Source organism: Caproicibacter fermentans (genome assembly GCF_014303955.1).
Lineage (GTDB): Bacteria > Bacillota > Clostridia > Oscillospirales > Acutalibacteraceae > Caproicibacter > Caproicibacter fermentans.
Window position 1 is genome coordinate 1,796,431 of the sequence record NZ_CP060286.1, and the last position, 21,627, is coordinate 1,818,057.

23 protein-coding genes are annotated in these 21,627 nt (G+C 48.6%); 14 read left to right on the forward strand and 9 right to left on the reverse strand.

Annotation, left to right across the window (positions count from 1 at the left end; all coding sequences use genetic code 11):
- Positions 1-20 precede the first annotated feature (20 nt).
- Positions 21-962: a helix-turn-helix transcriptional regulator gene (locus HCR03_RS08890; RefSeq protein WP_187037764.1), complete on the reverse strand. Its 942-nt coding sequence runs from the start codon at positions 960-962 to the stop codon at positions 21-23.
- Between the two features lie 116 nt (positions 963-1,078).
- Here HCR03_RS08890 and HCR03_RS08895 point away from each other — a divergent pair, with 116 nt between their 5' ends.
- On the forward strand, positions 1,079-1,411 hold the full coding sequence (locus HCR03_RS08895) for an LPS biosynthesis protein (RefSeq protein WP_187037765.1): 333 nt from the start codon (positions 1,079-1,081) through the stop codon (positions 1,409-1,411).
- Positions 1,412-1,466: 55 nt separating this feature from the next.
- Here HCR03_RS08895 and HCR03_RS08900 read toward each other — a convergent pair whose 3' ends face one another.
- The 4 genes from HCR03_RS08900 to HCR03_RS08915 all read right to left on the reverse strand — a co-directional run bounded on the left by HCR03_RS08900 (position 1,467) and on the right by HCR03_RS08915 (position 3,904).
- Positions 1,467-1,799 carry a DUF1048 domain-containing protein gene (locus HCR03_RS08900; protein WP_066644992.1) on the reverse strand — a complete coding sequence of 111 codons (333 nt, stop codon included), beginning with the start codon at positions 1,797-1,799 and terminating at the stop codon, positions 1,467-1,469.
- Between the two features lie 9 nt (positions 1,800-1,808).
- Positions 1,809-2,156, reverse strand: a complete 348-nt coding sequence (locus HCR03_RS08905) for a DUF1048 domain-containing protein (protein ID WP_066644994.1) — start codon at positions 2,154-2,156, stop codon at positions 1,809-1,811.
- Positions 2,153-2,461 carry a PadR family transcriptional regulator gene (locus HCR03_RS08910; RefSeq protein ID WP_066645021.1) on the reverse strand — a complete coding sequence of 103 codons (309 nt, stop codon included), beginning with the start codon at positions 2,459-2,461 and terminating at the stop codon, positions 2,153-2,155. The genes HCR03_RS08905 and HCR03_RS08910 overlap by 4 nt, the downstream gene beginning before the upstream one ends.
- Before the next feature lie 465 nt (positions 2,462-2,926).
- On the reverse strand, positions 2,927-3,904 hold the full coding sequence (locus tag HCR03_RS08915; protein ID WP_187037767.1) for a LacI family DNA-binding transcriptional regulator: 978 nt from the start codon (positions 3,902-3,904) through the stop codon (positions 2,927-2,929).
- Positions 3,905-4,217: 313 nt separating this feature from the next.
- On the opposite strand from HCR03_RS08915, the gene HCR03_RS08920 reads away from it, so the two are divergent.
- The 7 genes from HCR03_RS08920 to HCR03_RS08950 all read left to right on the forward strand — a co-directional run bounded on the left by HCR03_RS08920 (position 4,218) and on the right by HCR03_RS08950 (position 11,740).
- The gene (locus tag HCR03_RS08920; protein WP_066645000.1) at positions 4,218-5,558 is read left to right on the forward strand and encodes an ABC transporter substrate-binding protein; all 1,341 of its coding nucleotides are present in this window, start codon (positions 4,218-4,220) and stop codon (positions 5,556-5,558) included.
- Positions 5,559-5,642: 84 nt separating this feature from the next.
- The gene (locus tag HCR03_RS08925; RefSeq protein WP_187037769.1) at positions 5,643-6,521 is read left to right on the forward strand and encodes a carbohydrate ABC transporter permease; all 879 of its coding nucleotides are present in this window, start codon (positions 5,643-5,645) and stop codon (positions 6,519-6,521) included.
- Positions 6,522-7,346: a carbohydrate ABC transporter permease gene (locus HCR03_RS08930; protein ID WP_066645004.1), complete on the forward strand. Its 825-nt coding sequence runs from the start codon at positions 6,522-6,524 to the stop codon at positions 7,344-7,346.
- A gap of 40 nt (positions 7,347-7,386) precedes the next feature.
- Positions 7,387-8,178 carry an alpha/beta hydrolase gene (locus HCR03_RS08935; RefSeq protein WP_066645006.1) on the forward strand — a complete coding sequence of 264 codons (792 nt, stop codon included), beginning with the start codon at positions 7,387-7,389 and terminating at the stop codon, positions 8,176-8,178.
- 47 nt (positions 8,179-8,225) lie between these two features.
- A complete protein-coding gene (locus tag HCR03_RS08940) occupies positions 8,226-9,176 on the forward strand; it encodes an alpha/beta hydrolase (RefSeq protein ID WP_066645010.1) in 951 nt (316 codons plus the stop codon).
- 49 nt (positions 9,177-9,225) lie between these two features.
- Positions 9,226-10,677: a sucrose phosphorylase gene (gene gtfA, locus HCR03_RS08945; protein ID WP_187037771.1), complete on the forward strand. Its 1,452-nt coding sequence runs from the start codon at positions 9,226-9,228 to the stop codon at positions 10,675-10,677.
- Between the two features lie 88 nt (positions 10,678-10,765).
- Entirely contained in the window at positions 10,766-11,740 is a 975-nt protein-coding gene (locus tag HCR03_RS08950) for a PfkB family carbohydrate kinase (RefSeq protein ID WP_187037773.1), read from the forward strand.
- 261 nt (positions 11,741-12,001) lie between these two features.
- Here HCR03_RS08950 and HCR03_RS20080 read toward each other — a convergent pair whose 3' ends face one another.
- Positions 12,002-12,133, reverse strand: coding sequence for a hypothetical protein (locus HCR03_RS20080; protein WP_267459227.1), 132 nt, complete (start codon positions 12,131-12,133; stop codon positions 12,002-12,004).
- 95 nt (positions 12,134-12,228) lie between these two features.
- On the opposite strand from HCR03_RS20080, the gene HCR03_RS08955 reads away from it, so the two are divergent.
- The 6 genes from HCR03_RS08955 to HCR03_RS08980 all read left to right on the forward strand — a co-directional run bounded on the left by HCR03_RS08955 (position 12,229) and on the right by HCR03_RS08980 (position 17,369).
- Positions 12,229-12,786, forward strand: coding sequence for an RNA polymerase sigma factor (locus tag HCR03_RS08955; protein WP_187037775.1), 558 nt, complete (start codon positions 12,229-12,231; stop codon positions 12,784-12,786).
- Positions 12,787-13,311: 525 nt separating this feature from the next.
- Complete coding sequence (locus tag HCR03_RS20540; RefSeq protein ID WP_407926863.1) at positions 13,312-13,464, forward strand: hypothetical protein; 153 nt, start codon at positions 13,312-13,314, stop codon at positions 13,462-13,464.
- 488 nt (positions 13,465-13,952) lie between these two features.
- On the forward strand, positions 13,953-14,414 hold the full coding sequence (locus HCR03_RS08965) for a hypothetical protein (RefSeq protein ID WP_187037777.1): 462 nt from the start codon (positions 13,953-13,955) through the stop codon (positions 14,412-14,414).
- Between the two features lie 82 nt (positions 14,415-14,496).
- On the forward strand, positions 14,497-15,510 hold the full coding sequence (locus HCR03_RS08970; RefSeq protein ID WP_187037779.1) for an ABC transporter permease: 1,014 nt from the start codon (positions 14,497-14,499) through the stop codon (positions 15,508-15,510).
- 139 nt (positions 15,511-15,649) lie between these two features.
- Positions 15,650-16,750 (forward strand): ABC transporter permease, encoded by a 1,101-nt coding sequence (locus tag HCR03_RS08975; RefSeq protein ID WP_187037781.1) that lies wholly within the window; start codon positions 15,650-15,652, stop codon positions 16,748-16,750.
- Complete coding sequence (locus HCR03_RS08980; protein WP_187037784.1) at positions 16,743-17,369, forward strand: ABC transporter ATP-binding protein; 627 nt, start codon at positions 16,743-16,745, stop codon at positions 17,367-17,369. Before HCR03_RS08975 ends, HCR03_RS08980 begins: the two co-directional genes overlap by 8 nt.
- A 419-nt stretch (positions 17,370-17,788) precedes the next feature.
- Here the strand turns inward: HCR03_RS08980 and HCR03_RS08985 are convergent, their stop codons facing one another.
- Genes HCR03_RS08985 through HCR03_RS08995 form a run of 3 tightly spaced genes read right to left on the reverse strand, consistent with a single transcriptional unit; the run spans position 17,789 to position 21,627 of the window.
- Positions 17,789-18,466 (reverse strand): V-type ATP synthase subunit D, encoded by a 678-nt coding sequence (locus HCR03_RS08985; RefSeq protein WP_066642971.1) that lies wholly within the window; start codon positions 18,464-18,466, stop codon positions 17,789-17,791.
- Between the two features lie 15 nt (positions 18,467-18,481).
- Positions 18,482-19,855: a V-type ATP synthase subunit B gene (locus tag HCR03_RS08990; RefSeq protein ID WP_066642969.1), complete on the reverse strand. Its 1,374-nt coding sequence runs from the start codon at positions 19,853-19,855 to the stop codon at positions 18,482-18,484.
- The gene (locus HCR03_RS08995; RefSeq protein WP_156989686.1) at positions 19,855-21,627 is read right to left on the reverse strand and encodes a V-type ATP synthase subunit A; all 1,773 of its coding nucleotides are present in this window, start codon (positions 21,625-21,627) and stop codon (positions 19,855-19,857) included. Before HCR03_RS08995 ends, HCR03_RS08990 begins: the two co-directional genes overlap by 1 nt.

Sequence of the window (21,627 nt, forward strand, 5' to 3'; positions counted from 1 at the left end):
GGGCTGCAGCGGAAACGGCTCTATGATCTATCAAAATTCAATGCAGTAATCTTACTTGGACTGCATTTTTTTGCCGAAGCGGGCGACGGCCCGCATCTGTATTGATTGGGGGTCATTTTGTAAAAGAGCCTAAAATATTTGATGTAGGAACTTGTGGAATGAAAGCCTACTTTGAAAGCAATATCCGTTACCGACATTTCCGTCGTTGCCAGTAATGAGGTGCTCATATGCAGGCGGTATTTCATCAGATATTGATAAGGACTATCCTGTATATATTTTTGAAAACAGCGTAAGCATTCTGTTTTGCTGATATGGGCGGTATCGGCAATATCTTGTATGGAAATTGACTGATTATAATTGGTGTGTATTGTAGAAATTAAGGTTCGTATTCGTTCGTAGCTTTTTGAGGGTGCACTTTCTTTCATCTCGGGAAGAAGAGATAGAAACTCCAGCCACACCTTGGATAACTGAATGGAAATCCGATATTCATGATGCTCGTATTTATCATCCTGGAAATATAACTGATCGAGTATGCTGATCTGATGAAGCACCTGATGGTTGGCCGGCACATTGGCGTACAGGTAATAATGCGTAAAGACTGGATGATTGGTAATAGGTTCCACATCATTTTGTTCCATGATGCTGCCCGAAAAGAAAGCCAGCATTTTTGCCGGAATAATATAGCTGTGGTAATGACAGCCTTCTCTCCCTGTTATTTGATGAAGTGCGGTGCGGTTGATAAAGATACAATCCTGTTCTTGTAAATCAAATTCTTCATCATATATTTTAACATGGACGCTTCCTTTTAGAACAGAAACAAATTGCACCTCATCATGCCAGTGAAAGACTTGAAATCCCTCATTTTCAGGAATACAGTGCTGATTTCGCACATCTAAAACCAGGAGCGGGAATTTCGTCGTATGATAAGGGTTATGAGAATAGACAGGTGCTTTTTCAGACATTCCACGATTCTCCTTAGAATGGTTCTATTTTTATATATTGTAGGTCAAATAATCGTATTTATCAACCCGATTGGGAGCTATAATGATATCAGAAATCGACAAAGGAGATCGTTAAAATGATAATTGACGGAAATGAAACTGAAAAAAGAGCAATGGAAGAGTTTCACAAAGGAAACAGAAAAGAAGGTTTGCGTATTCAGGAAAAATTTGCTTCTGCGTTTCGCGAAGAGTATGAAAACAAAGATCATTGTCCGTGCAGGAAAGCATGCCGCTATCACGGAAACTGTAAAGAATGTGTGGCGATTCACAGAGCTCACCAGGAGCATGTCCCGAATTGCATGAGACCGATGATCAATCGTAAAATCAAGCTGCTGTCGGAGCTGACCGAGCATACGATTTCCTATAAGATTGAGCCGCCTGAAGAAAGAATGGGGAATGCGGATGCTTGAAAAGCAGGCGGAACTTCCGTTCTTGTAAAAGACTTTCGCAGACCTCTCACTTAAATTACTTTTTCATGGCCTTGTTAACTTCCCTGTCAACAGATTCCTGACCGATGTCAGCATAAGTTCTGGAATCTTTGATTAAACCGTCGCAGAAAGCAGCTACGTCACTGCCCGTCACTTCGAGCACACCTTTTCCCAACGCCGCGCCCTCTTCAAAAAGATCGACAATTCCTGAGAGGAGACCCGTACCTTCGGTCAGCTCAACCGGGCCGACCTTAAATAGATATTTCTGGATTTCTTTATAAACAATCTGATAATCCTGTGGGAGCGATTTGACACGCGCCATGTGTGCCCGCCACTCTTTTTTGCCTTCGATGATATCCTGTATGCTCATGGTGTCCTCCTATTTCCCTAATTTCTTAGCAATATTTTTATTGAGCTGCTCGCGCCACTTGTCGCGAAAAGACTTTGCCCCTTCTTCACCGGCCAGAGCCGAACAGAAACCTTTGATATCGTCGCCTAAAGCCTCCCCGACACTCTGGCCGTCCGCCGCCGCTTCTTCGAGCAGGCCGAGCACTCCGTCAAGAACGGGCATAAGGTTGCGGCCGCTGAAATCCGAGCGCGGCCAAAAATAGCTCTTCATTTTTTCCCATGCCGCCTGATAATCTGCGGGCAATTTTTGGGCCCGTGCTTCAAAAGCTTTCAATTCTTTTGTCATATCGCTGCCTGTGATCGTTTCCCAAAGATTCATTGTTTCCTCTCCTCTAACTCATTGATTCTTGACGCAATGAATTCCCATTTTTCCCAGAATTTTCGCAGTTCTTCACGCCCCGCGTCGTTGAGCGCGAAGAATTTTCGCGGCGGCCCCATGTCGGAGGGCTTTTTTTCTATGTCTACGAGTTTATTTTTCTCAAGTCTCACCAGAATGGTATACACCGTTCCATCCACAACATCCGCGAAACCGAGGTCGTTCAGCCGCCGCGTGATTTCGTAGCCATAGGTTTCCCCCCTGCTTATCATTTCAAGTACGCAGCCCTCAAGCACGCCTTTAAGCATCTCCGTTAGGTTTTCCAGCACAATCACTCCTTGCTATTTTGTATGACTGATATTCTTCATAACTTATTACCGATATATAGTAACACATAATAGTAGATCCGTCAACAGAATCGGTTATGAATGCGGGCAAGCATTTGACTGGTTGCGGAATTCGGAAACCGATGGGATGTATCGCTTTCACAACCCACACAACAGCCTGACCACACATTGCGCCAAAGATGATCCAAGCTTCATCTTTGCAATAGATTAGTTTGCGCTAATCGTTCATGGCCGGTAAGCCGCATAACGCCGACGGGCCGAAATAAGGCAGAAAATAAAAATCCGAATCACCGCTTTGGAGTACAACTGCTGCATCTGCGAAAGCGGAGGACTCACACCAAAGCATCGGCAAAAAAACCACCCGGCAAACCTTACGAGAAGGGAAAGGCCGGGTGGCTTTTCATTTAGCATAGAATACGTATGCGGTCAGGTGCTTTCACGCTCCACAAGGGTGACCGGGTAAGTAACGCTAATCGGGATGCCCTTTTTATCCTGCCCCAGAACGATGCTTTCCACCGCGCGCTGACAGATGTCCCGTACGGGCTGGTGAATTGTGGTAATGGACGGGGTGCAGAATTTGCACAGGTCGATGTCGTCGTAGCCGACGACCTTCATCTGCTGCGGGATGCGGATGCCGCGCCTGCTGCAAATTTTAATGACCTGCGCCGCGATGATGTCGTTGGAAGTAAAGATGCCGTCGATGTCCGGGTTGCTGTCGATGAGCGAATGGATGATGTTTTCATATTGCATGGAAAGGAACTGCTCTTCTGTTGCATCGATTGCAATGTAGGGAACTCCCTCTTTTTCGCAGACTTCCTTAAAACCGAAGAAGCGCTTGTTTGCCTCCATGTTGAGGTAGGAGCTGCCGCTGATATGCGCAAGCTTTCTGCAGCCTTTCGCAATGAGGTGCTCCGCCGCGAGAATGCCGCCCTGGTAATTGTCGGAGCAGACTGACGGGATGCGCGGTGAGATGATGCGGTCAATAGAAATAATCGGCGCGTCAATGGCAACGCTAAGGTCAATGTTCTGCGTATGGCTGGCAAGGATGACGCCGGCAACCTTGCTCGCGCTAAGCATGTTGAAATACTCCAGCTCTTTTTTTGTCTCATCGTTGGAGGTGCACAGCAGCAGCTTGTACCCGCTGCCCGTCACGAGGCGCTCCACGCAATCGATAACTTTGCAGAAATACATGTTGCTGGCCGACGGGACGATAAGCCCGATGAAATTGCTCCGCTTTTTCGAGAGTGCCCTTGCGAGCTCATTTGGTTTGTAATTCAGTTCACGCATGGCCGCGTTAATTTTTTCCCGGGTCTTTTCACTGATGTATCCCCGGCCGTTCAGCATCCTTGACACTGTGGTGACGGTAACACCGCTTTTTTCGGCAACATCCTTTAGCGTACTCATATTAAAAGCTCCTGTTTCTGAATTTTATAGCAGAACCCCGACGGCCGGGGCATGAATCATCAAAAATCGATTCCCGTAAATTTAAGTTTGCATAAAATCCTATACTAATTATAGATGAAGCAGAATAATATGTCAACCGTATATCATTGTTTTTTTCGTATAAACATTAATTTCATTAAAATATAATGTGCATAATGCTTAATTTTTACGGTTATTCCGCGATAAAATGTAAAAATTATATGTCAAGCACTTGACATCTATATGTCAAACGGTTAATATATAAGCACCAACCAATAACAGAGGAGGAGTTTGTGTGAAAAAGTTGAGAATTTTAGCACTGGCAACATGCGTGGCAGTTATTCTTTCATCTCTGGCAGGGTGCGGAAAGGGCAGCAATTCGCAGAACGCTTCTGCGGCAAGCGGAAGCGACGGCGGCAATGTCGCCCTTACGTTCTTTAATACCTCCGCAGAGGTGAACACACAGTTTACTGATTTATTTAACGCTTACCATCAGTCTCACCCCAACGTGACCATTACACTGATCCCGACACCGATCGGCGGTCAGCAGATCCAGCAGTTTCAGTCACTGCTCGCTTCGAAGAAGCCGGCAACCATGGCAAACCTGGATATCGGAACAGTCTACACCTACAAAGACAAGTTCCTCGACCTCACGAGTGAGAAGAACTACTATGAGGGCATTGCACAAGCCGGCGCCATCGACTCCGCGATGCTTGACAACAAGCTCATCGGCATTCCCTACACGGTTCAGGGCTACGGACTGCTTTACAACACCCGCGTGGTAAACAAAGCTCTCGGCACGACGTTTGACCCTTCCACCATTAAGACCCGCGACGACCTTGCATCATTGTTTAAGAAGATTCAGGCCGCTGGCGTACCGCCGGTGATGATCCACGGCGCAAACTGGTCGGTTGGCGCCCACTATCTGGCTCTCTCTTATGCACTGCAGTCCAAGAATGTGGACGACACCCGCAAATTCGTTGGAGACCTTGAAAAAGGCACGGCGGATCTGAGCAAAAACCAGATTTACAACAACGTAATGGACACCTTCGACATCATGAAGCAGTACAACTACCGCAAAAACGACCCGCTCGTGGGAGACTATGCAAAAGACGCTTCCGATTTTGCAACCGGCAAGTGCGCGTTCTTCTTCATGGGCGACTGGATCTGGTCTCAGGTCGGCACACTGAAGGGCATCGACAAAGACTTCGGCGTTATGCCGATTCCGTTCAGCAACAACGCGAGCGATTACGGCAACTCCCAGATCCCGGTCAGCGAACCGAAGCTGTGGGCCATCGACAACTCCGGCTCTACTCCTGCACAGCAGGCTGCGGCCAAGGATTTCATCAAGTGGTGCCTCACGAGCAAGGAAGGCCAGACAGCCCTTGTTGAGAAAATGGGCTTCAATCTGCCCTACAAGAATGTTACCGCCAAAAACACAAATCCTGTCGCAGCCAGTACATCTAAGTATATTGATGCCGGCAAGACCATCAACATCGGCATCATCACCTACCTGCCGTCCGACTATTACACGAAGACCGGCGACTCCATGCTCAAGTACCTTGCGGGCAAAATTGACCGTGCAGGGCTCAATGATGAACTCACGTCCTACTGGAAATCACAGACTGCTCACTGAGTATTACAAAAACTATTGCAAGCAACGGGGAGGGCCTTCGCCCTCCTTTGCTTTCAATATTACCATTAAGAGGATTTGATTAAGATGAGGCAGAAAAAGTTAAAAAACGTCGGTACTTTCCTAATCTTCGGCGGACCGTCTCTGTTTGCTTTCACTGCCGTTGTTCTGATTCCCCTGGCGTTCGGTCTTTACCTGACCTTTACGAACTGGAACATGGCGACGGGCACTCATGCATTCATCGGTCTTGGAAATTATAAATCGATTCTGACGGACAAGACATACCTGGAACAGCTGTGGTTCACCATAAAATATGCGCTCCTGACCGTTGTAATTTCCAATGTGGGAGCGTTCTCTTTAGGCCTTATCCTAAGCAAAGGACTTAAGGGTCAAACATTTTTCAGGACGGGATTCTTCACGCCGAACCTGATCGGTGGGCTGATTCTGGGCTACCTTTGGCAATTCCTGTTTACCCAGGTGCTCCCTTTCATGGGGCAGAAATACGGCTGGGCCATATTCCAGACATCGTGGCTGTCCGACACCACAAAGGCATTCTGGGCACTCGTCATCGTAAACGCATGGCAGCTGATGGGCTACCTGATGATCGTTTATATTGCGGGGTTTGTAAGCGTTCCGTCAGATATTCTTGAAGCGGCGGCCATTGACGGCGCCGGTAGATTCCGCAAGACTATTTCGGTGATTCTTCCTCTTTCCGTATCGAGTATTGTGGTTTGCCTGTTCCTTTCCATTTCGCGTTCCTTCCTGACCTATGACCTGAACCTTGCCCTCACAAACGGAGGCCCTTACGGATCGACCGAACTTGCATCGTTCCACATCGTGCAGAAAGCGTTCCTTTCCAATGAATACGGCATGGGCCAGGCTGAAGCGGTAATCCTGTTCATTGTCGTCGCAGTCATTGCCCTGACTCAGTCTGCGTTTATGAAGAGACTGGAGGTAGAAGCGTAAATGAGGTCTTCAAAAGTTACTCACGCAATAGGAATGTTTGCACTTTCGCTTCTCCTGCTTGTCTTTCTGTCACCGTTTCTCATCACCATCCTGAACACGTTCAAGTCGACTCAGGAATTTGTGGAAAACCCGTTTTCCCTTCCAACCCAGTTTAACTTTGACAATTACTTTAAAGCCATCGATGAAATGAGTTTTGCCACAGGCTTTGTGAATTCCCTGATTATCACGCTTGTCGGCGTCGTAATCGTCGTGATTTTTTCCGCTATGACGGCATATCTGTTTGCCCGCTTTACGTGGAAAATCAACAAGGTGCTGTTTTTCGTCATGACTGCTTCCATGGCGATTCCGTTTCAGGTGGTTATGATCCCGCTGGTCACCATATATGGTACCGTCGGCTTCATCGATTCGAGAGAATCGCTGCTTTTCATGTACTTCGGCTTCGGCTGTTCCCTTGCCGTCTTCACGTTCCACGGGTTCATCAAGGGAATTCCGTTTGCACTCGAAGAAGCGGCCTCCATCGACGGAAGCGGCCGCGTGAGAACGTTCTTCCAGATTATCCTTCCGCTGCTGAAACCGGTTGTTTCCACCATCACCGTTCTCGACGTGCTGTGGATGTGGAACGATTACCTGCTGCCGAGTTTGATCCTCCAGTCGCCCGAGCTGCGCACTCTCCCGCTTTCCACCTACAACTTCTTTTCTTCCTACAGCGTTGATTTCACTCCGCTGATGGCAGGATTGATCCTGACGATGCTTCCGGTTCTGGTTTTGTATCTCTTCCTGCAGAAGTATATCATCAAGGGATTAGCGGCGGGAGCGGTAAAATAAGCTTTCCCGCCGGACGGAAACAGAACAGGGGGAAAAAGTTATGGCACTGGTAGAAGTAAATTTTCACTCAAAGGCTCTGGACCGGCTGGCTGTGTTTAACGCGCTGATTCCGACGGATGCGCCGGAGGAAGTCAGAGATCAGAAGTCGTTTGAGCGCCCGATGAAGTCTTTTTATCTGCTTCACGGATATACGGGCAATTACTCGGATTGGCTTTGCGGGAGCAGAATTCAGGAGCTTTCGGAGAAATACAACTTTGCGGTTTTCATGCCTTCGGGCAATAACAGCTTTTATCTGGATGACACCGACAAAGGCGAGCTGTTCGGCGAATATGTTGGAAATGAGCTTGTGGACTACACCCGCGCAATGTTTCCTATTTCCCGCGAAAAAGAGGATACGGTCATCGGCGGGTTTTCAATGGGCGGCTACGGCGCGCTCCGCACAGGGCTGAAATACGGCCGTTTCGGCCGTATCATTGCGCTTTCCTCCGCCCTGATCCTCCATCAGATTGCAGGCGCGGCCCACAGCTACAAGGACTTTATGGCCGACTACCGGTATTACACGCGGGTGTTCGGTGACCTCGGCCGGCTGCTGGGGAGCGACAAAGACCCAGAGGCACTCATCCGCATGAAAAAAGAGACGAATGCGGAAATTCCTGGCATCTATATGGCCTGCGGCACAGAGGATTTTCTGATTGAGGAAAACCGACGCTACCACGAATTCCTCTTAGCGGAGAATGTAGCACATGTGTATGATGAGACTCCGGGACTCCATAACTGGGATTTCTGGAACGAACAGATACGCAGGGCGGCACTTTGGGCAATTGGCATCTGACGTACTGCCACCGTTTTTGAAAGAATACTGATAAGGAAGCATCCTCAATGAAAGATACTGTATTGAAAGAACTGCAGCCGATTCTGAACGCCGCTCCCGTCATAGACATGGCGCTGGAGGGAGTCGAGGCGGCCCGTTCCGCTCCGCCCGCTCCGGTGGAGCACTCCGCGGAAGTCCGTATTTTTACACGCACGATCCGCGGCCCCGAGTGCCCGCTGACCATGAGAATCTATGAGCCGGTCAGCCGAACGGAGGAAACTCTCCCGGCTTTGCTGTGGAGCCACGGCGGCGGCTATGCTCTGGGGAAACCGGAGTATGAAGACGGCATCTGCGAACGTTTTGTACTGGAAGCGCGCTGTGTCGTTTTACAGGCAGATTACCGCCTTGCTCCGGAGCATGTCTATCCGGCAGCAATCGAGGACTCCTATGCGGGTCTGAAATGGATAGCGGACAACGCCGTCGAACTGAAAATCGACCGTTCAAGAATCGCCATTGCCGGCCCGAGCGCCGGGGGAGGCCTGACGGCAGCGCTTGCCCTGATGGCGCGCGACCGCGGCGAAGTGCCGGTTTTGTTCCAGATGCCGCTTTACCCCATGGTAGACGACCGGAACGACACGCCTTCCTGCTATGAAATCAACATGAAATCCATGCCGAAAGCATGGAACCGGGAAAACAACATTACCGCGTGGAAGATGTACCTCGGCAGCGATTTTTCAGGCGAGGTTCCGCCCTATGCAGCTCCCGCGCGCGCAGAAGACCTGACCGGTCTGCCCCCTGCCTATCTCTGCGTCGGGCAGCAGGACCCGTTCCGTGACGAAACCATTGACTACGCCGCGAGACTTGCCCGCGCCGGCGTTTCGGTGGAGCTTCACCTGTACCCCGGGTGCTTCCACGGGTTCGACTTTATTGCGAACCGCACGGAGGTTTGCGAGCGGTGCCGGGTGGAATATATTGCAGCCCTGAATCGGGCGTTTGAACGAGCAGCCGGCCGGGGTTGACCGGCTGCTGCGGAAATCAACACAGGAAACGAGAGGGACGAGAAGGGTAATGGCTATCAGAAATCAAATCATGCTTATTACGTATCCGGACAGCATGGGAAAAAACCTGAAGGAATTGTCCGAGGTTCTGGATGAGCATTTCGGAGGTATCATCGGCGGACTGCATATCCTCCCGTTTTTTCCGTCTTCGGCGGACCGCGGCTTTGCTCCGACGACCTATGAGGCCGTCGACCCCGCTTTCGGCGACTGGAACGACATTCGAGCACTTGCAAACCGGTATTACCTGATGTTTGACTTTATGATTAATCACATTTCCAGAAGCTCCGCCTATTTTCAGGATTTTCTCGAAAAAAAGGATCAGTCGGCCTACAAGGACATGTTTATCCGTTACCGGGATTTCTGGCCCGGCGGCGAGCCGACTCGGAAGGATGTCGACCTGATCTATAAGCGCAAACCGCGTGCACCGTATATCGACGTTACGTTCCGCGACGGGACGTCGGAAAAAATATGGTGCACCTTTGATGAAGAACAGGTCGACCTTGCGGTAAACACAAAGACAACCCGAGATTTCATGCGGAAGACTATGCGAAATATGGTGGAAAAGGGCGCGTCGATCATCCGGCTGGACGCTTTCGCGTATGCGGTGAAAAAACGTGGAACGAACTGCTTCTTTGTGGAGCCGGAGACATTCGACCTGCTTGGCTTCTGCCGGGACGCCGTGAAGGAGCGGGATGTTGAGATTCTGCCGGAAATCCACGAACACTTCTCCATTCAGATGAAGCTGGCCGAGAAAGACTACTGGGTTTATGACTTTGCACTGCCGATGCTGCTGCTTCATGCCATCTATACCTGCAAAAATAAAAATTTGCTGAGCTGGCTCAGGAACTGCCCGAGAAAGCAGTTTACGACACTTGACACGCACGACGGCATCGGCGTTGTGGATGTCAAAGGCCTTATGACCCAGGAAGAAATTGACCAGACCATCAACTTTTTATTCTCAAAAGGCGCGAACGTCAAAAAAATTTATAATACGGTGGCGTATAATAACCTTGATGTCTACCAGCTGAACTGCACTTATTACTCTGCCCTCGGCGACAACGACGACGCCTATCTGCTTGCGCGGGCGGTTCAGTTTTTCGCGCCGGGCATCCCTCAGGTCTACTATGTAGGGCTCCTTGCCGGCAAAAACGATATTGAATTTCTTGAAAAAACAAAGGTTGGCCGGAACATCAACCGACATTATTATACGAAGGAAGAGATTGGTCGGGAGGTCAAGCGGCCCATACTCAAAAAGATGTACGCCATCATGCGCTTTCGGAACAGTTACCCGGCGTTTGGCGGCGAAGTTTCCGTAGAAGATTCGGGCTTGGAAAGCAGGCTGACAATCCGCTGGACAAAAGAGAAATACTCCGCGCAGCTTCACGCGGACCTGAAAACCCGTCAGTTTGAGATTACCTATACCGGTGAAAACGGAACACAGGAAAAACTTTCTCTGGCGTGATCGCCGCAGCCCCGCGCTCTGCGGGAAGACCTTTTTGTGAAAAGCCGTAAATCGTGCTGAAATCAAATTTTTTCGAGGTGGATACAAAGTGTTTGATGTGGTTGCACTTGGCGAACTTCTGATCGATTTTACTCCCGCAGGGACTTCGGAAACCGGGAACATCCTCTTTGAGAGGAACCCGGGCGGCGCTCCGGCCAATGTGCTTGCCGCTGTGACAAAGCTCGGCGGGACAGGCGCGCTGATCGGCAAAGTCGGCTGCGATCCATTCGGTTTTTTTCTCCGGGATGTACTCGACAAGCACGGCATCGACGGGCACGGACTCCGCTTTTCTCATAACGTTCCTACGACGCTTGCGTTTGTACAGCTTAACGAGCACGGTGACCGAAGCTTCAGCTTTTATCGCAAGCCCGGCGCCGACACGACTCTGGCCCCGGAAGACCTCGACTTCGGCCTGATCGACAGCGCAAAGGTCTTTCACTTTGGTTCCCTTTCGATGACGGACGAACCGGCAAGGAGCGCCACAAGAACGGCACTGGAATACGCCCGCGAAAAAGGGAAGATCATCACCTACGATCCGAACTGGCGCCCAGCTCTCTGGATGAATGATGAACAGGCGAAAGAAAACATGCTGTTTGGACTGCAGTACGCGGATGTGCTCAAAGTATCGGAAGAGGAATTGGCGTTCCTCACAGGCAAAGATGATGTTGACGCAGGGAGCAGACAATTTCTCGAATGCGGAGTTAAGATCGTAGTGGTCACGCTTGGTCCGAAAGGATGCTATTATCGCTGTGCGAAGGGTTCCGGCTCCCTCAGCACATACGACACAAAAGTCACCGACACCACGGGGGCCGGTGACTGCTTCTTCGGCGCGATGATCTGTCAGCTCAGCCGGTACGAAGGCGCTCTCGCCGCAATTCTCCCTGAGGAATTGGCGAAAATGGCCGACTTTGCGAACGCAGCCGGCGCGCTTTGCGCCACAAAGAAAGGTACGCTTTCCGCCATGCCGACCGAAGAAGATATACGGCGCTGCATGAGCGACACGCCGCTGCTGAAACCGGTATAATCCGTCCGGCCCAGTTCATCTTTTCGGCGGATGAATCCGCGCTGATCGTAGAAATGCCGCGTCGTAAGCGGTAAATCCCCCTTGTAAATTTAAGTTTACAGGGGGATTTTTTTGATATGTACCAAATTTACCGAATACAGCGGCAAGGCCCCCGACTGATCCAATAATCGGCTCAGTTTGGTGGCCTTTTGATTTGAAGAGCGGAATCAATTCGCTTTTTATGTTTCCTTACAGCAATTCCAGTTGAATTGTAGAATTACATTAGAGAAACAGATACGCCATCAGGGCATCGACTCCGGCCTGTATGATGCGCTCTTCCGAGATATCGTTTTCCCGAAACGCTATTTCCTCCGATGGTTTCCCGGCCTCTCCTTTTTGGTTGGATAAAATCACCTGACATTTTTATTTTTAGCAATTTTAAAATAATGTTAATAATTATATATCTTGAAATGTTATAATCGAAGCAAGAATGAAACGAGGGAAAATATATGCTGCTCTGCATAATGGCAATACAAAACGACAATGACCGACGTACCGTGGAAGAACTGTATCTTCAAAATTACAGAATTATGATGTACATAGCAATGAAAATATTAAAGGACAAAAGTAAAGCAGAAGATGCTGTTTCTCAAGCTTTTATAAAAATTATCGATAAACTCCAAAAATTTAACTTTGAGGATTGTAACAAAACGAGGGGATTAATCGGTATATTAGTGAAGGACATTTGCTATGACATGCTAAAAGCGGAAAAGCGCCAGAATTATATTTCTATAGATGAATGTGATATACCTGCTCCCTCGGAAGATCTTCCTTATGACAATCTTGCATCTGAAGAAAATTACCAAACAATTTTGAACGCTTTGACTGGTCTAAGCGAAAAGTCAAGAAATATTCTAAAGCTAAGATATGTCTATGGCTATTCTGATCTGGAGATGTCCGAACTTCTTAACATTTCACAGGGAAATATAAGGGTACGTCTTCACCGGGCCAAAGTAGCTTTATTGCAGGCATTGAAGGAAAAGCAAAATGAACAATCAGATTTTTAAACTGATGCTCAAGACGGCAGTAGAAGAAAATTTTATGAACTGCCGATTGAAAAGGACTTAGAGAATGATTATGAATTATCTCAGACTACCAAAACGAAGATTGAGAAGATGCTTATAAGGGCCTATTACCAATAATCCTGTTGCGTATCAGAAAAATTTCTAAGAGAATTGTTATAATTCTGGCCGTTATTATACCAATTTCTGTAGAGAGTCTACTTAGTGTGGAAGCATTTCGGAATGCTATTTTTAATACGCTTTTAAATTGGAAATCAGACCATGTAGACATCCATTATCAGGATAAGAATGCTTCTTCAAATATAGCTTCATCCACATCCAGCAACTCCGTCATAAAACCCACATATCTTCCGAAAGGGTTTTTCGAGATACAAACGATTACAGCTGGCTCAAAAAACGAGACGGAATACCAGAATAATTATGGAATAAAGTTTTTTGAATCAGATTCCTTTAGCGTAGGAAGGAACCATTGCGGTAGATGCGGAACACACTATTCGCAAAGAGGTTGAAATTCAGAGAGAAAAAGCATCCCTTTTTGTTGCAAATACTTCGGTAGACAAATCTTATTTGATTTCAGAAAACCTTTCCAGTAGCTTTTTGCTAAGCTCCGAAATTTCTTCCGACCAGTTCGTAAAGATAGCGGAAAGCATGAAGAAAAAATGAAAATTTCGAAAAAAAATTGTAACAAAACGGGGGTCTCAATCGGTATATAAGTAGAAGGAAAAATTTAGAAAACAAAGGGGTTAAGTTAAAACGGCACTTCTAAAATCACCGCGACTGCCCTTTTAAAGCAGGTCAACAGTAGAATATATCAGCGTCTCTGATAGGGACTATTGCGGTTAGGGGATTTACATAGAATTAATAAAATACCACTTGGAAAACGGACAGGCCTCAACACGACCTGTGAATCATTTTTTTGACCGGTTAGTATATGCTATTACTGGCGGGTACACTTATGAGTTCCAAATACATAATTATTCGGATAAGAACTGCACAGGCTTCAAATATGCAGCGTATAGCGTGTTTGAAATAAAAAATTGAGAGGAGTGAGACCCATGGGCTGTTAATGGGGTGAAAATCCCTCGGTCGAGTTACCCTACATTTTGCTTACAAGCATCCGCATAAATTATTAAGGAAAGAGGTAGATTAATTTGAAAAAAATTATCGCATTGTTTACTGCTGTCATAGCATTTACGGCGATGACCACCCCGGCATTCGCATTGGACAAGAATTCAGTAAAAGATGCGCAACCCCAGGGAATTGCATCTGATGTACAAAACAAGGTATCTACATCCGGCCAAAAATATGTTCTTGTACAAGAAGGTAACCCGAAGCTCAGAGCCTCAGGAGATTACTGCGCAGCTTCAGATGTCACAGATAGTTTTGATTACGGTAATGAGACTGTTACTGCAGATGGGTATACTGACGTTAGAAATTCATCGGGAACCCAGATTCGTCACTATACAACTACCAGGTGGGAAAACGGTGGCGTAGTTTTAGCATCAAGCAAACGAGTTTGGGGGACAGGAGAAATTCATGCTTATGCTACAGTCAGCCTGGAAACCTGGAATGATAATCCCTTAATTTATCCTGCAGTTTATTGGGGAACCTAATTTTTAAATAAAGGAACAAGGAATGGAGAATTTTTCTCCATTCCTTGTTCCATAAAATCAAGTCCATTATCAGAGGGATAAAATGAGAGTAAAAACCGTTCATTTTGCAGTCACTTTTTTTATCTTTGTATTGTCGTGCTTCCTTTTCATTTATTTATCTTATACTTCCGAGGTGAATATTCTTAGCGCTGATTTCAAAACAGCAAATGCAGTCAAATTCCAAGTGAAGGGCATGACAGAAAAAAGTTTTATTGAAGCAGTAGAAAAAAGCGGCGATCTTGACCATGTGGCGCTTTACGACGTTTCTTTAGAAAATAATTCCATAAGATCATTACTCACTTATTCCGATTCTTTGGTTCCTCATATCATAGAGGGACGTTTTTTTACAGAGCAGGATTTTATCTCTTCCGTTCCGAAAGCCGTCGTCGGAAAAAACTGTTTGTCCCAAGTCTACATGAAAAACGGAGAGAAAAAGATCAAGCTCTTCGGTACGGAATACACCGTAATCGGTGTTATGGGTTATAAAGATAATTACTCATTAAACGGATACATCTTTAAAAACAAGGAAAACATCCGTAATCATAAAGGAAATACGCTGTTCTTATTGGATTCGGTTTCCGGACAAGCCGTAACTTCGGCAATAAAAGAATTAAGGGCACATTATAAAATCAATATTATTTCAGAAAAGATCAACAATATTAACAGGGCTTATAAATATAACGATTTTAATTCTGTCTTAACAATGGTAATCGCGTTATTCATTGCGGCGATGGCTGCTTATACCGCATATTTGCAATATGTTTATTTTTATTCCACAATTCAAACTTTTTATATTTTAGGCTTTCTCAGAAAAGAAATCCAAAGTTTTAATCAGAAACTATTCCTTTATCACGGAGGATTTTGCTTTTTTATTTTCTTAGCAGGAACAGGACTATTGTTTCTTGCATCGGAAAGAATTTGCCAGTTATTAAAATTTGTGCCACTGGTTATTTTTTTGATTATTTTATTGATCGGTTATCTGGTGCTTTGCGGGCTTGCGCTTGGAATCATTTTTGTTCGTTGGAGGAAAAAGAATGAGAGAATGCGTCAAAAATGACTTTCAAAGGAATAAAAGTAATTTTTTAATTCTCATTGTAATCAATACACTTTTGTTTGCCAGCATATATTTCATGTCTGTTTATGAACATAATTTTTATGGATTCTATCATGCAAATCTGCCGAATAAGCAAAAGCAAATGATGTTAATTGATTATTCAGGGAAGTTTACAGCCGATCAGGCCGTTCCGCTGATCCACACTTATCGGCAAATGAAAGAATCGAAATTGTTTTCCATGTATGAAATGTACGATCAGTTTATCGAATGGGTTCATTACAGCGGACCGGATAAATTTGGTGACGGTTATGAAGAGGGTCATTTTCAGGGAGAAAAAAGCGTTTATCAATACAATGGGAAAACCTATGCAAGCACCTCAATCAAAAGCACACAGCTAAGCCTGAATTGTTTTAGCAAGTTCTCTTTGCAGACAGATAGAGGAAGAGGATTTCAGGAAAGCGACTACAATCTTCATTTCGGAGATACGGTGCCGGTACTCCTTGGGCATGAGTTTGCCGAAACCTACAAAGTAGGGGATCAATTTAAAGCACTCTATCTATTCAGCCTGTTCAACTTTGAAGTGGTGGGCTTTTTAAAGGAGGATTCCTATATAAAACAAAATGGATATGGACCTGCTTCCTATTTGGATCGGGATGTGATTCTCCCGATGTTCAATATCACGGATTCTCCGAAAAATCAAGACGATGCTTTTTTCCGGACGCTGCACTATTCAAACAAAACAAGCTGCTTACTGGAATATGACTCCTCCGTTACGGCTAAAGAGATTGCGGAGGAACTGAACCGCATCAGCAGTTCCAACGGTTTACCCGAATACCAAAAATATAAGGTGACCAAAGATGGACTGGCCCAAATATCAACAAATCAAATGTACCGCGCGCTGAGCGTTGGAAAATGGCTGGTATTCTTTGTCTGCATGGGAACATTCATTTTGCTGATTAACCGGCAGATAAAAGCTCATTTAGTGGATTACACCATTTATTCTCTGTTTATGTCCTATCAAAAAATCAGCTTTTCGCTGATGCTGGAAATGACTGCCTGTATTTTGGCTTCGACCTTTTTTACCATTCTGATCATTCTGGCTCTTTCAAAAAGTTTGATGTCTGCCGGCGGGATTCTGCTGTCTTCAGGCTTGTTAATCGTCTTGTTGTCCGTCTATATTTATTTTAAAATGCAACATGTCGACTTAAAAAAATACCTGGTGGAGGGCGAGCAGAATGATTGAAATGAAAAACCTGGTGAAAAAGTACGGGGGAAAAGTTGTTTTTTCAAATTTCTCCTTATCCATACAACAGAGCAGCATTGTCGGCTTGTACGGCCGCAGCGGAAGCGGAAAAACAACCTTGTTGAATTTAATTGGTGGATTAGATCTTCCGGACAGCGGTGATATCCTTGTGAATCATAAGAAATTGACGAAATCCTTGTCGGAATTAGCGAATTACCGCCGCACCTACTTAGGGATCGTTCCCCAGTCATTCGCATTGCTCAATTTTAAAAGTGCTTTTTATAATATTGCTTTGCCGCTGATCGGGAAAGCTGGAAAAGAAGAAATTGAAAAGGAAATCGAAATCTTGTCTGAAAAGCTGGGAATAAAATCCTTACTGACAAACAGACCCACTGAGTTATCTGCGGGAGAGCGCCAGAGAGTTGCCATTGCAAGAGCGGTTATTACCAAACCGGCTGTCATCTTGGCGGATGAGCCAACAAGCGCGCTGGATGAGACAACACAAAGCATAATAAAAGACTTATTTTTGCAGGAACAAAATAGGGGCTGTACTATTATTTTTTCCTCCCATAATAAAACCTTTGGAGAGTTTGCAGATAAAATTATACAATTGCCTTAAATCACGTCTTGCCCATGTGGAGGTATTGCTGAAATTCCATCTGACCTTAAAGCGTCTTGAATAGCGCGGCTAGAAATACATTCCCTACCGGCGCGATTGAGAGAGATACCCTTCGGTGGTTTGGCCTCTATGCTTTCCAATATTCCCGCAAAACTGTAAAGCAGCTTTGAGAGAGTACGGCAAACCGATCTTTTTACCTTTGCTCTGACGAATGGACAGCCGCATTTGATCACTATCCACATCGGAGACCCTGCGGTGACGGACTTCCCTGAGCCGTAAACCTGACCCTCTCCATTTACACTGCGCTCAGCAAATAAGGCGGTACTTCCCGGATGTTCCCGGTCAGTACCGCCCTGTTCTATTTCGTGCTAAGCTCTTCTTGGTAAAAAGCAGGTCAAAACCGCTCGTTTTGTTAAACCCTAACCGGCGAAAGCCTCTTCGGCCCTCTCTTTGTAGTGGTGGGCCTGCTCCAGCATCATGTCCTTGACCTTCATCAGGCGAATCTGCGTGGAACGCTCGTTTTCGTCGAGTTTCATTGTGATATACTTGATGTTCTCCTGCAAATCGGGAATCATGATGTGTTCCAGCGCGTTGACGCGGCGGCGGGTCTTTTCGATCTCGGCGGCCATCAGGCGGCAGGACTTCTCCACTTCCGCAAGTCTGAGCATATCCGGCATCAGGTCGGCGAGGGATTTCACCGCGTCGTCCAGATCGCCGGAGGTGAAAGCAAAGCCGTAGGAGTAGATGTCGTTCGGGTCGGAGGTTCTGGTCTGATACTCAAAGACCGGGACCTCCACGCTCATGACATTTCGGTCGGAAACCTGCAGCGTAACCTCCTGCTTCGGGGCCATCAGGGCAACGTTGACCTCCTCGTCCGGCATGCCCGCGCGGGCCAGGACAAAATTCCGGTTGGCAAAGCGGATTCCCTCCTCGACCTTTTCACGCAGGGAACGGTTCAGGCGAACCAGGTCCAGATACTGCCGCATCAGTTCGTCGCGCTTATCCTTGAGGAGCTTATGCCCGCGCATCGCCGTGACCAGCTTTTTCTTTAAACGGGTCAGCTCCATACGGGTCGGATTCACATGTGTGGCGGCCATACCGTCGCCCCCTTCCTAAAACTTGCCGTAATATTCATCCAGATACTGATCCTTAATTCGTTTGAGTTCGCCGCGCGGCAGGATGGAAAGCAGCTTCCAGCCAAGGTCCAGCGTTTCTTCAATGCCGCGGTTGCTGTCGTAGCCCTGCGAAACGTACTGCTTTTCAAACTCGTCGGAAAACTTTGCGTAAAGCTTGTCGATCTCCGTCAGAGCCGCTTCGCCGAGAACGACCATCAGCTCTTTCGCGTCCTTGCCGCGGGCATAGGCGGCAAACAGCTGGTTCATTGTGTCCGCGTGGTCGGCGCGGGTTTTGCCCTTGCCGATGCCCTTATCCTTCAGACGGGACAGAGACGGCAAAACGTCGATCGGCGGCGCGATTCCCTTGCGGTAAAGCTCGCGGCTCAGAATGATCTGGCCTTCCGTAATATATCCGGTCAGGTCGGGGATCGGGTGGGTCTTATCGTCTTCGGGCATGGAGAGAATCGGAATCAGCGTAATGCTGCCGCTCTTCCCCTTCTGCCTGCCGGCGCGTTCGTACAGGGACGCGAGGTCCGTGTACATATAGCCCGGATATCCGCGGCGGCCCGGAACTTCCTTTCGCGCGGCGGAGATTTCACGCAGCGCGTCGGCGTAATTCGTGATGTCCGTCAGGATGACAAGCACGTGCATGTTCTTGTCGAACGCGAGATACTCCGCGGCGGTCAGGGCCATGCGCGGCGTAGCGATACGCTCGACAGCCGGGTCGTTCGCCAGGTTGACGAACACGACGGTGCGGTCGATGGCGCCGGTCTCGCGGAAGCTCTGGATAAAGTAGTTCGATTCCTCATAGGTGATGCCGATGGCGGCGAACACCACGGCAAACGGCTCTTCCGTCCCGATAACCTTCGCCTGCTTGGCAATCTGCGCCGCCAGATTCGCGTGCGGCAGGCCGCTGGCGGAAAAGATCGGCAGCTTCTGCCCGCGCACCAGCGTGTTCAGCCCGTCGATTGCGGAAACGCCGGTCTGAATGAATTCCTGCGGGTAGTTGCGCGCCGCCGGATTCATCGGCAGGCCGTTGATATCGAGGCGTTTTTCCGGCAAAATCTCCGGCCCGCCGTCAATCGGATGCCCAAGGCCGTCGAAAATGCGGCTGAGCATATCCTCCGAAACACCGAGCTCCATGCTGCGGCCCAGAAAGCGCACCTTGCTGTTGTCCAGGTTGATTCCGGTGGAGCTTTCAAACAGCTGTACCAGCGCGTTGCCGCCGTCGATTTCCAGCACCTTGCAGCGGCGTTTCTCGCCGTTCGCAAGCTCGATTTCGCCAAGCTCGTTGTAGGCGACGTCTTCCACGCCGCGCACCAGCATCAGAGGACCCGCGACCTCCTGAATGGTTTTATATTCCTTCGGCATCAGAAGTCCTCCTTTCGGCTGAGCAGCTCTTCAATTTCTTTTGCGAGCTCCGTTGTGATCGCATCAAATTCCTTGGCGACCTGATCCGCCGGAATATACTTAAATCGTCCGATCCGTTCACGGACCGCCAGCTTCACAAGTTCGTCCGCGGGCGCCCCCTGTTTCAGGGCTTCGACCGTATCGTCGTAAAAACGCAGGACCAGCTTCATCGTCAGGTACTGCTTTTCCAGCGGCGTGAACATATCCACTTCATTGAAAGCGTTCTGCTGCAAAAAGTCCTCGCGGACGCTCCGCGCGGCCTCCAGCTTCAGGCGGTCCGGCGCGGAGAGCGCGTCCATGCCGACCAGCTTGACAATTTCATCCAGTTCGGATTCATCGTGAAGCAGAAGCATAACCCTCGCCCGCAGATCCATCCAGTCCTCATGAACATTTTCATTAAACCATTTTCCCAGCGAATCGGTGTAGAGCGAATAGCTTGTCAGCCAGTTAATGGCCGGGAAATGCCGTGCGTAAGCCAGCGCGGAGTCAAGGCTCCAGAACACTTTCACGATGCGCAGCGTCGCCTGCGAAACAGGCTCCGAAATGTCGCCGCCCGGGGGAGAAACCGCTCCGATGACGGAAAGCGACCCCTCGCGGTCTTCTTTGCCGAGAGTCACGACGCGCCCCGCGCGTTCGTAGAACTGCGCCAGACGGCTGCCGAGGTACGCCGGGTAGCCCTCTTCACCTGGCATTTCCTCCAGACGTCCGGACATCTCGCGGAGGGCTTCCGCCCAGCGGGAGGTGGAGTCCGCCATCAGAGCGACGGAATAGCCCATGTCGCGAAAATACTCCGCGATGGTGATCCCCGTGTAAATCGAAGCTTCACGCGCGGCAACCGGCATATCGGAGGTGTTGGCGATCAGCACGGTGCGCTTCATCAGTGAGTAGCCTGTTTTCGGGTCTTTCAGTTCCGGAAATTCGTTCAGAACGTCCGTCATTTCGTTGCCGCGCTCGCCGCAGCCGATATAGACGACGATATCCGCGTCGGCCCACTTTGCCAGCTGGTGCTGCACGACGGTCTTGCCGCTTCCGAACGGTCCGGGAACCGCCGCGGTGCCTCCGCGCGCGATCGGGAACATGGTGTCGATGATGCGCTGGCCGGTAATGAGCGGCATATCGGGCGACAGCTTGGTTTTATAGGGACGGCCGACGCGCACGGGCCATTTCTGCATCAGCGTGACATCCTGCTGCGCGCCGTCCGCCGTTTTGATTTTCGCCACGGGCTGTTCCACGGTGAAATCGCCCTCCGTGACCGACACGACGGTGCCGGTCATCCCGTTCGGAACCAGAACGCGGTGTTCCACGATTTCCGTTTCCTGCACGGTGCCGAGTACGTCCCCGCCGGTTACTTCCGCGCCGGCGGAAACCTTCGGGACAAAATGCCATTTCACGTCGCGTTTCAGCGCCGGAATTTCCACGCCGCGGTGGAGGCTGTTTCCGGTCATTTTCATGATTTCCTCCAGCGGGCGCTGGATTCCGTCGTAGATACTGCTGATCAGGCCCGGGCCGAGCTCCACGCTCAGCGGAGCGCCGGTGGATTCCACCGGTTCGCCCGGTTTCAGGCCGGAGGTTTCTTCATAGACCTGAACGGACGCCTGTTCCCCGTGCATTTCTATAATCTCACCGATCAGACGCTGTTCGCTGACGCGCACCACGTCGAACATGTTCGCGTCGCGCATCCCGTCCGCGATGACCAGAGGCCCGGCAACCTTTTTGATCGTGCCTTTGCTCAT

Bases quoted from the DNA above. Each gene is read 5' to 3' on its own strand.
- HCR03_RS08890 (WP_187037764.1), bottom strand. From the start codon at position 962: ATGTCTGAAAAAGCACCTGTCTATTCTCATAACCCTTATCATACGACG.
- HCR03_RS08895 (WP_187037765.1), top strand. From the start codon at position 1,079: ATGATAATTGACGGAAATGAAACTGAAAAAAGAGCAATGGAAGAGTTT.
- HCR03_RS08900 (WP_066644992.1), bottom strand. From the start codon at position 1,799: ATGAGCATACAGGATATCATCGAAGGCAAAAAAGAGTGGCGGGCACAC.
- HCR03_RS08905 (WP_066644994.1), bottom strand. From the start codon at position 2,156: ATGAATCTTTGGGAAACGATCACAGGCAGCGATATGACAAAAGAATTG.
- HCR03_RS08910 (WP_066645021.1), bottom strand. From the start codon at position 2,461: ATGCTTAAAGGCGTGCTTGAGGGCTGCGTACTTGAAATGATAAGCAGG.
- HCR03_RS08915 (WP_187037767.1), bottom strand. From the start codon at position 3,904: ATGAGTACGCTAAAGGATGTTGCCGAAAAAAGCGGTGTTACCGTCACC.
- HCR03_RS08925 (WP_187037769.1), top strand. From the start codon at position 5,643: ATGAGGCAGAAAAAGTTAAAAAACGTCGGTACTTTCCTAATCTTCGGC.
- HCR03_RS08930 (WP_066645004.1), top strand. From the start codon at position 6,522: ATGAGGTCTTCAAAAGTTACTCACGCAATAGGAATGTTTGCACTTTCG.
- HCR03_RS08935 (WP_066645006.1), top strand. From the start codon at position 7,387: ATGGCACTGGTAGAAGTAAATTTTCACTCAAAGGCTCTGGACCGGCTG.
- HCR03_RS08940 (WP_066645010.1), top strand. From the start codon at position 8,226: ATGAAAGATACTGTATTGAAAGAACTGCAGCCGATTCTGAACGCCGCT.
- gtfA (WP_187037771.1), top strand. From the start codon at position 9,226: ATGGCTATCAGAAATCAAATCATGCTTATTACGTATCCGGACAGCATG.
- HCR03_RS08955 (WP_187037775.1), top strand. From the start codon at position 12,229: ATGCTGCTCTGCATAATGGCAATACAAAACGACAATGACCGACGTACC.
- HCR03_RS08970 (WP_187037779.1), top strand. From the start codon at position 14,497: ATGAGAGTAAAAACCGTTCATTTTGCAGTCACTTTTTTTATCTTTGTA.
- HCR03_RS08975 (WP_187037781.1), top strand. From the start codon at position 15,650: ATGATGTTAATTGATTATTCAGGGAAGTTTACAGCCGATCAGGCCGTT.
- HCR03_RS08980 (WP_187037784.1), top strand. From the start codon at position 16,743: ATGATTGAAATGAAAAACCTGGTGAAAAAGTACGGGGGAAAAGTTGTT.
- HCR03_RS08985 (WP_066642971.1), bottom strand. From the start codon at position 18,466: ATGGCCGCCACACATGTGAATCCGACCCGTATGGAGCTGACCCGTTTA.
- HCR03_RS08990 (WP_066642969.1), bottom strand. From the start codon at position 19,855: ATGCCGAAGGAATATAAAACCATTCAGGAGGTCGCGGGTCCTCTGATG.
- HCR03_RS08995 (WP_156989686.1), bottom strand. From the start codon at position 21,627: ATGAGCAAAGGCACGATCAAAAAGGTTGCCGGGCCTCTGGTCATCGCG.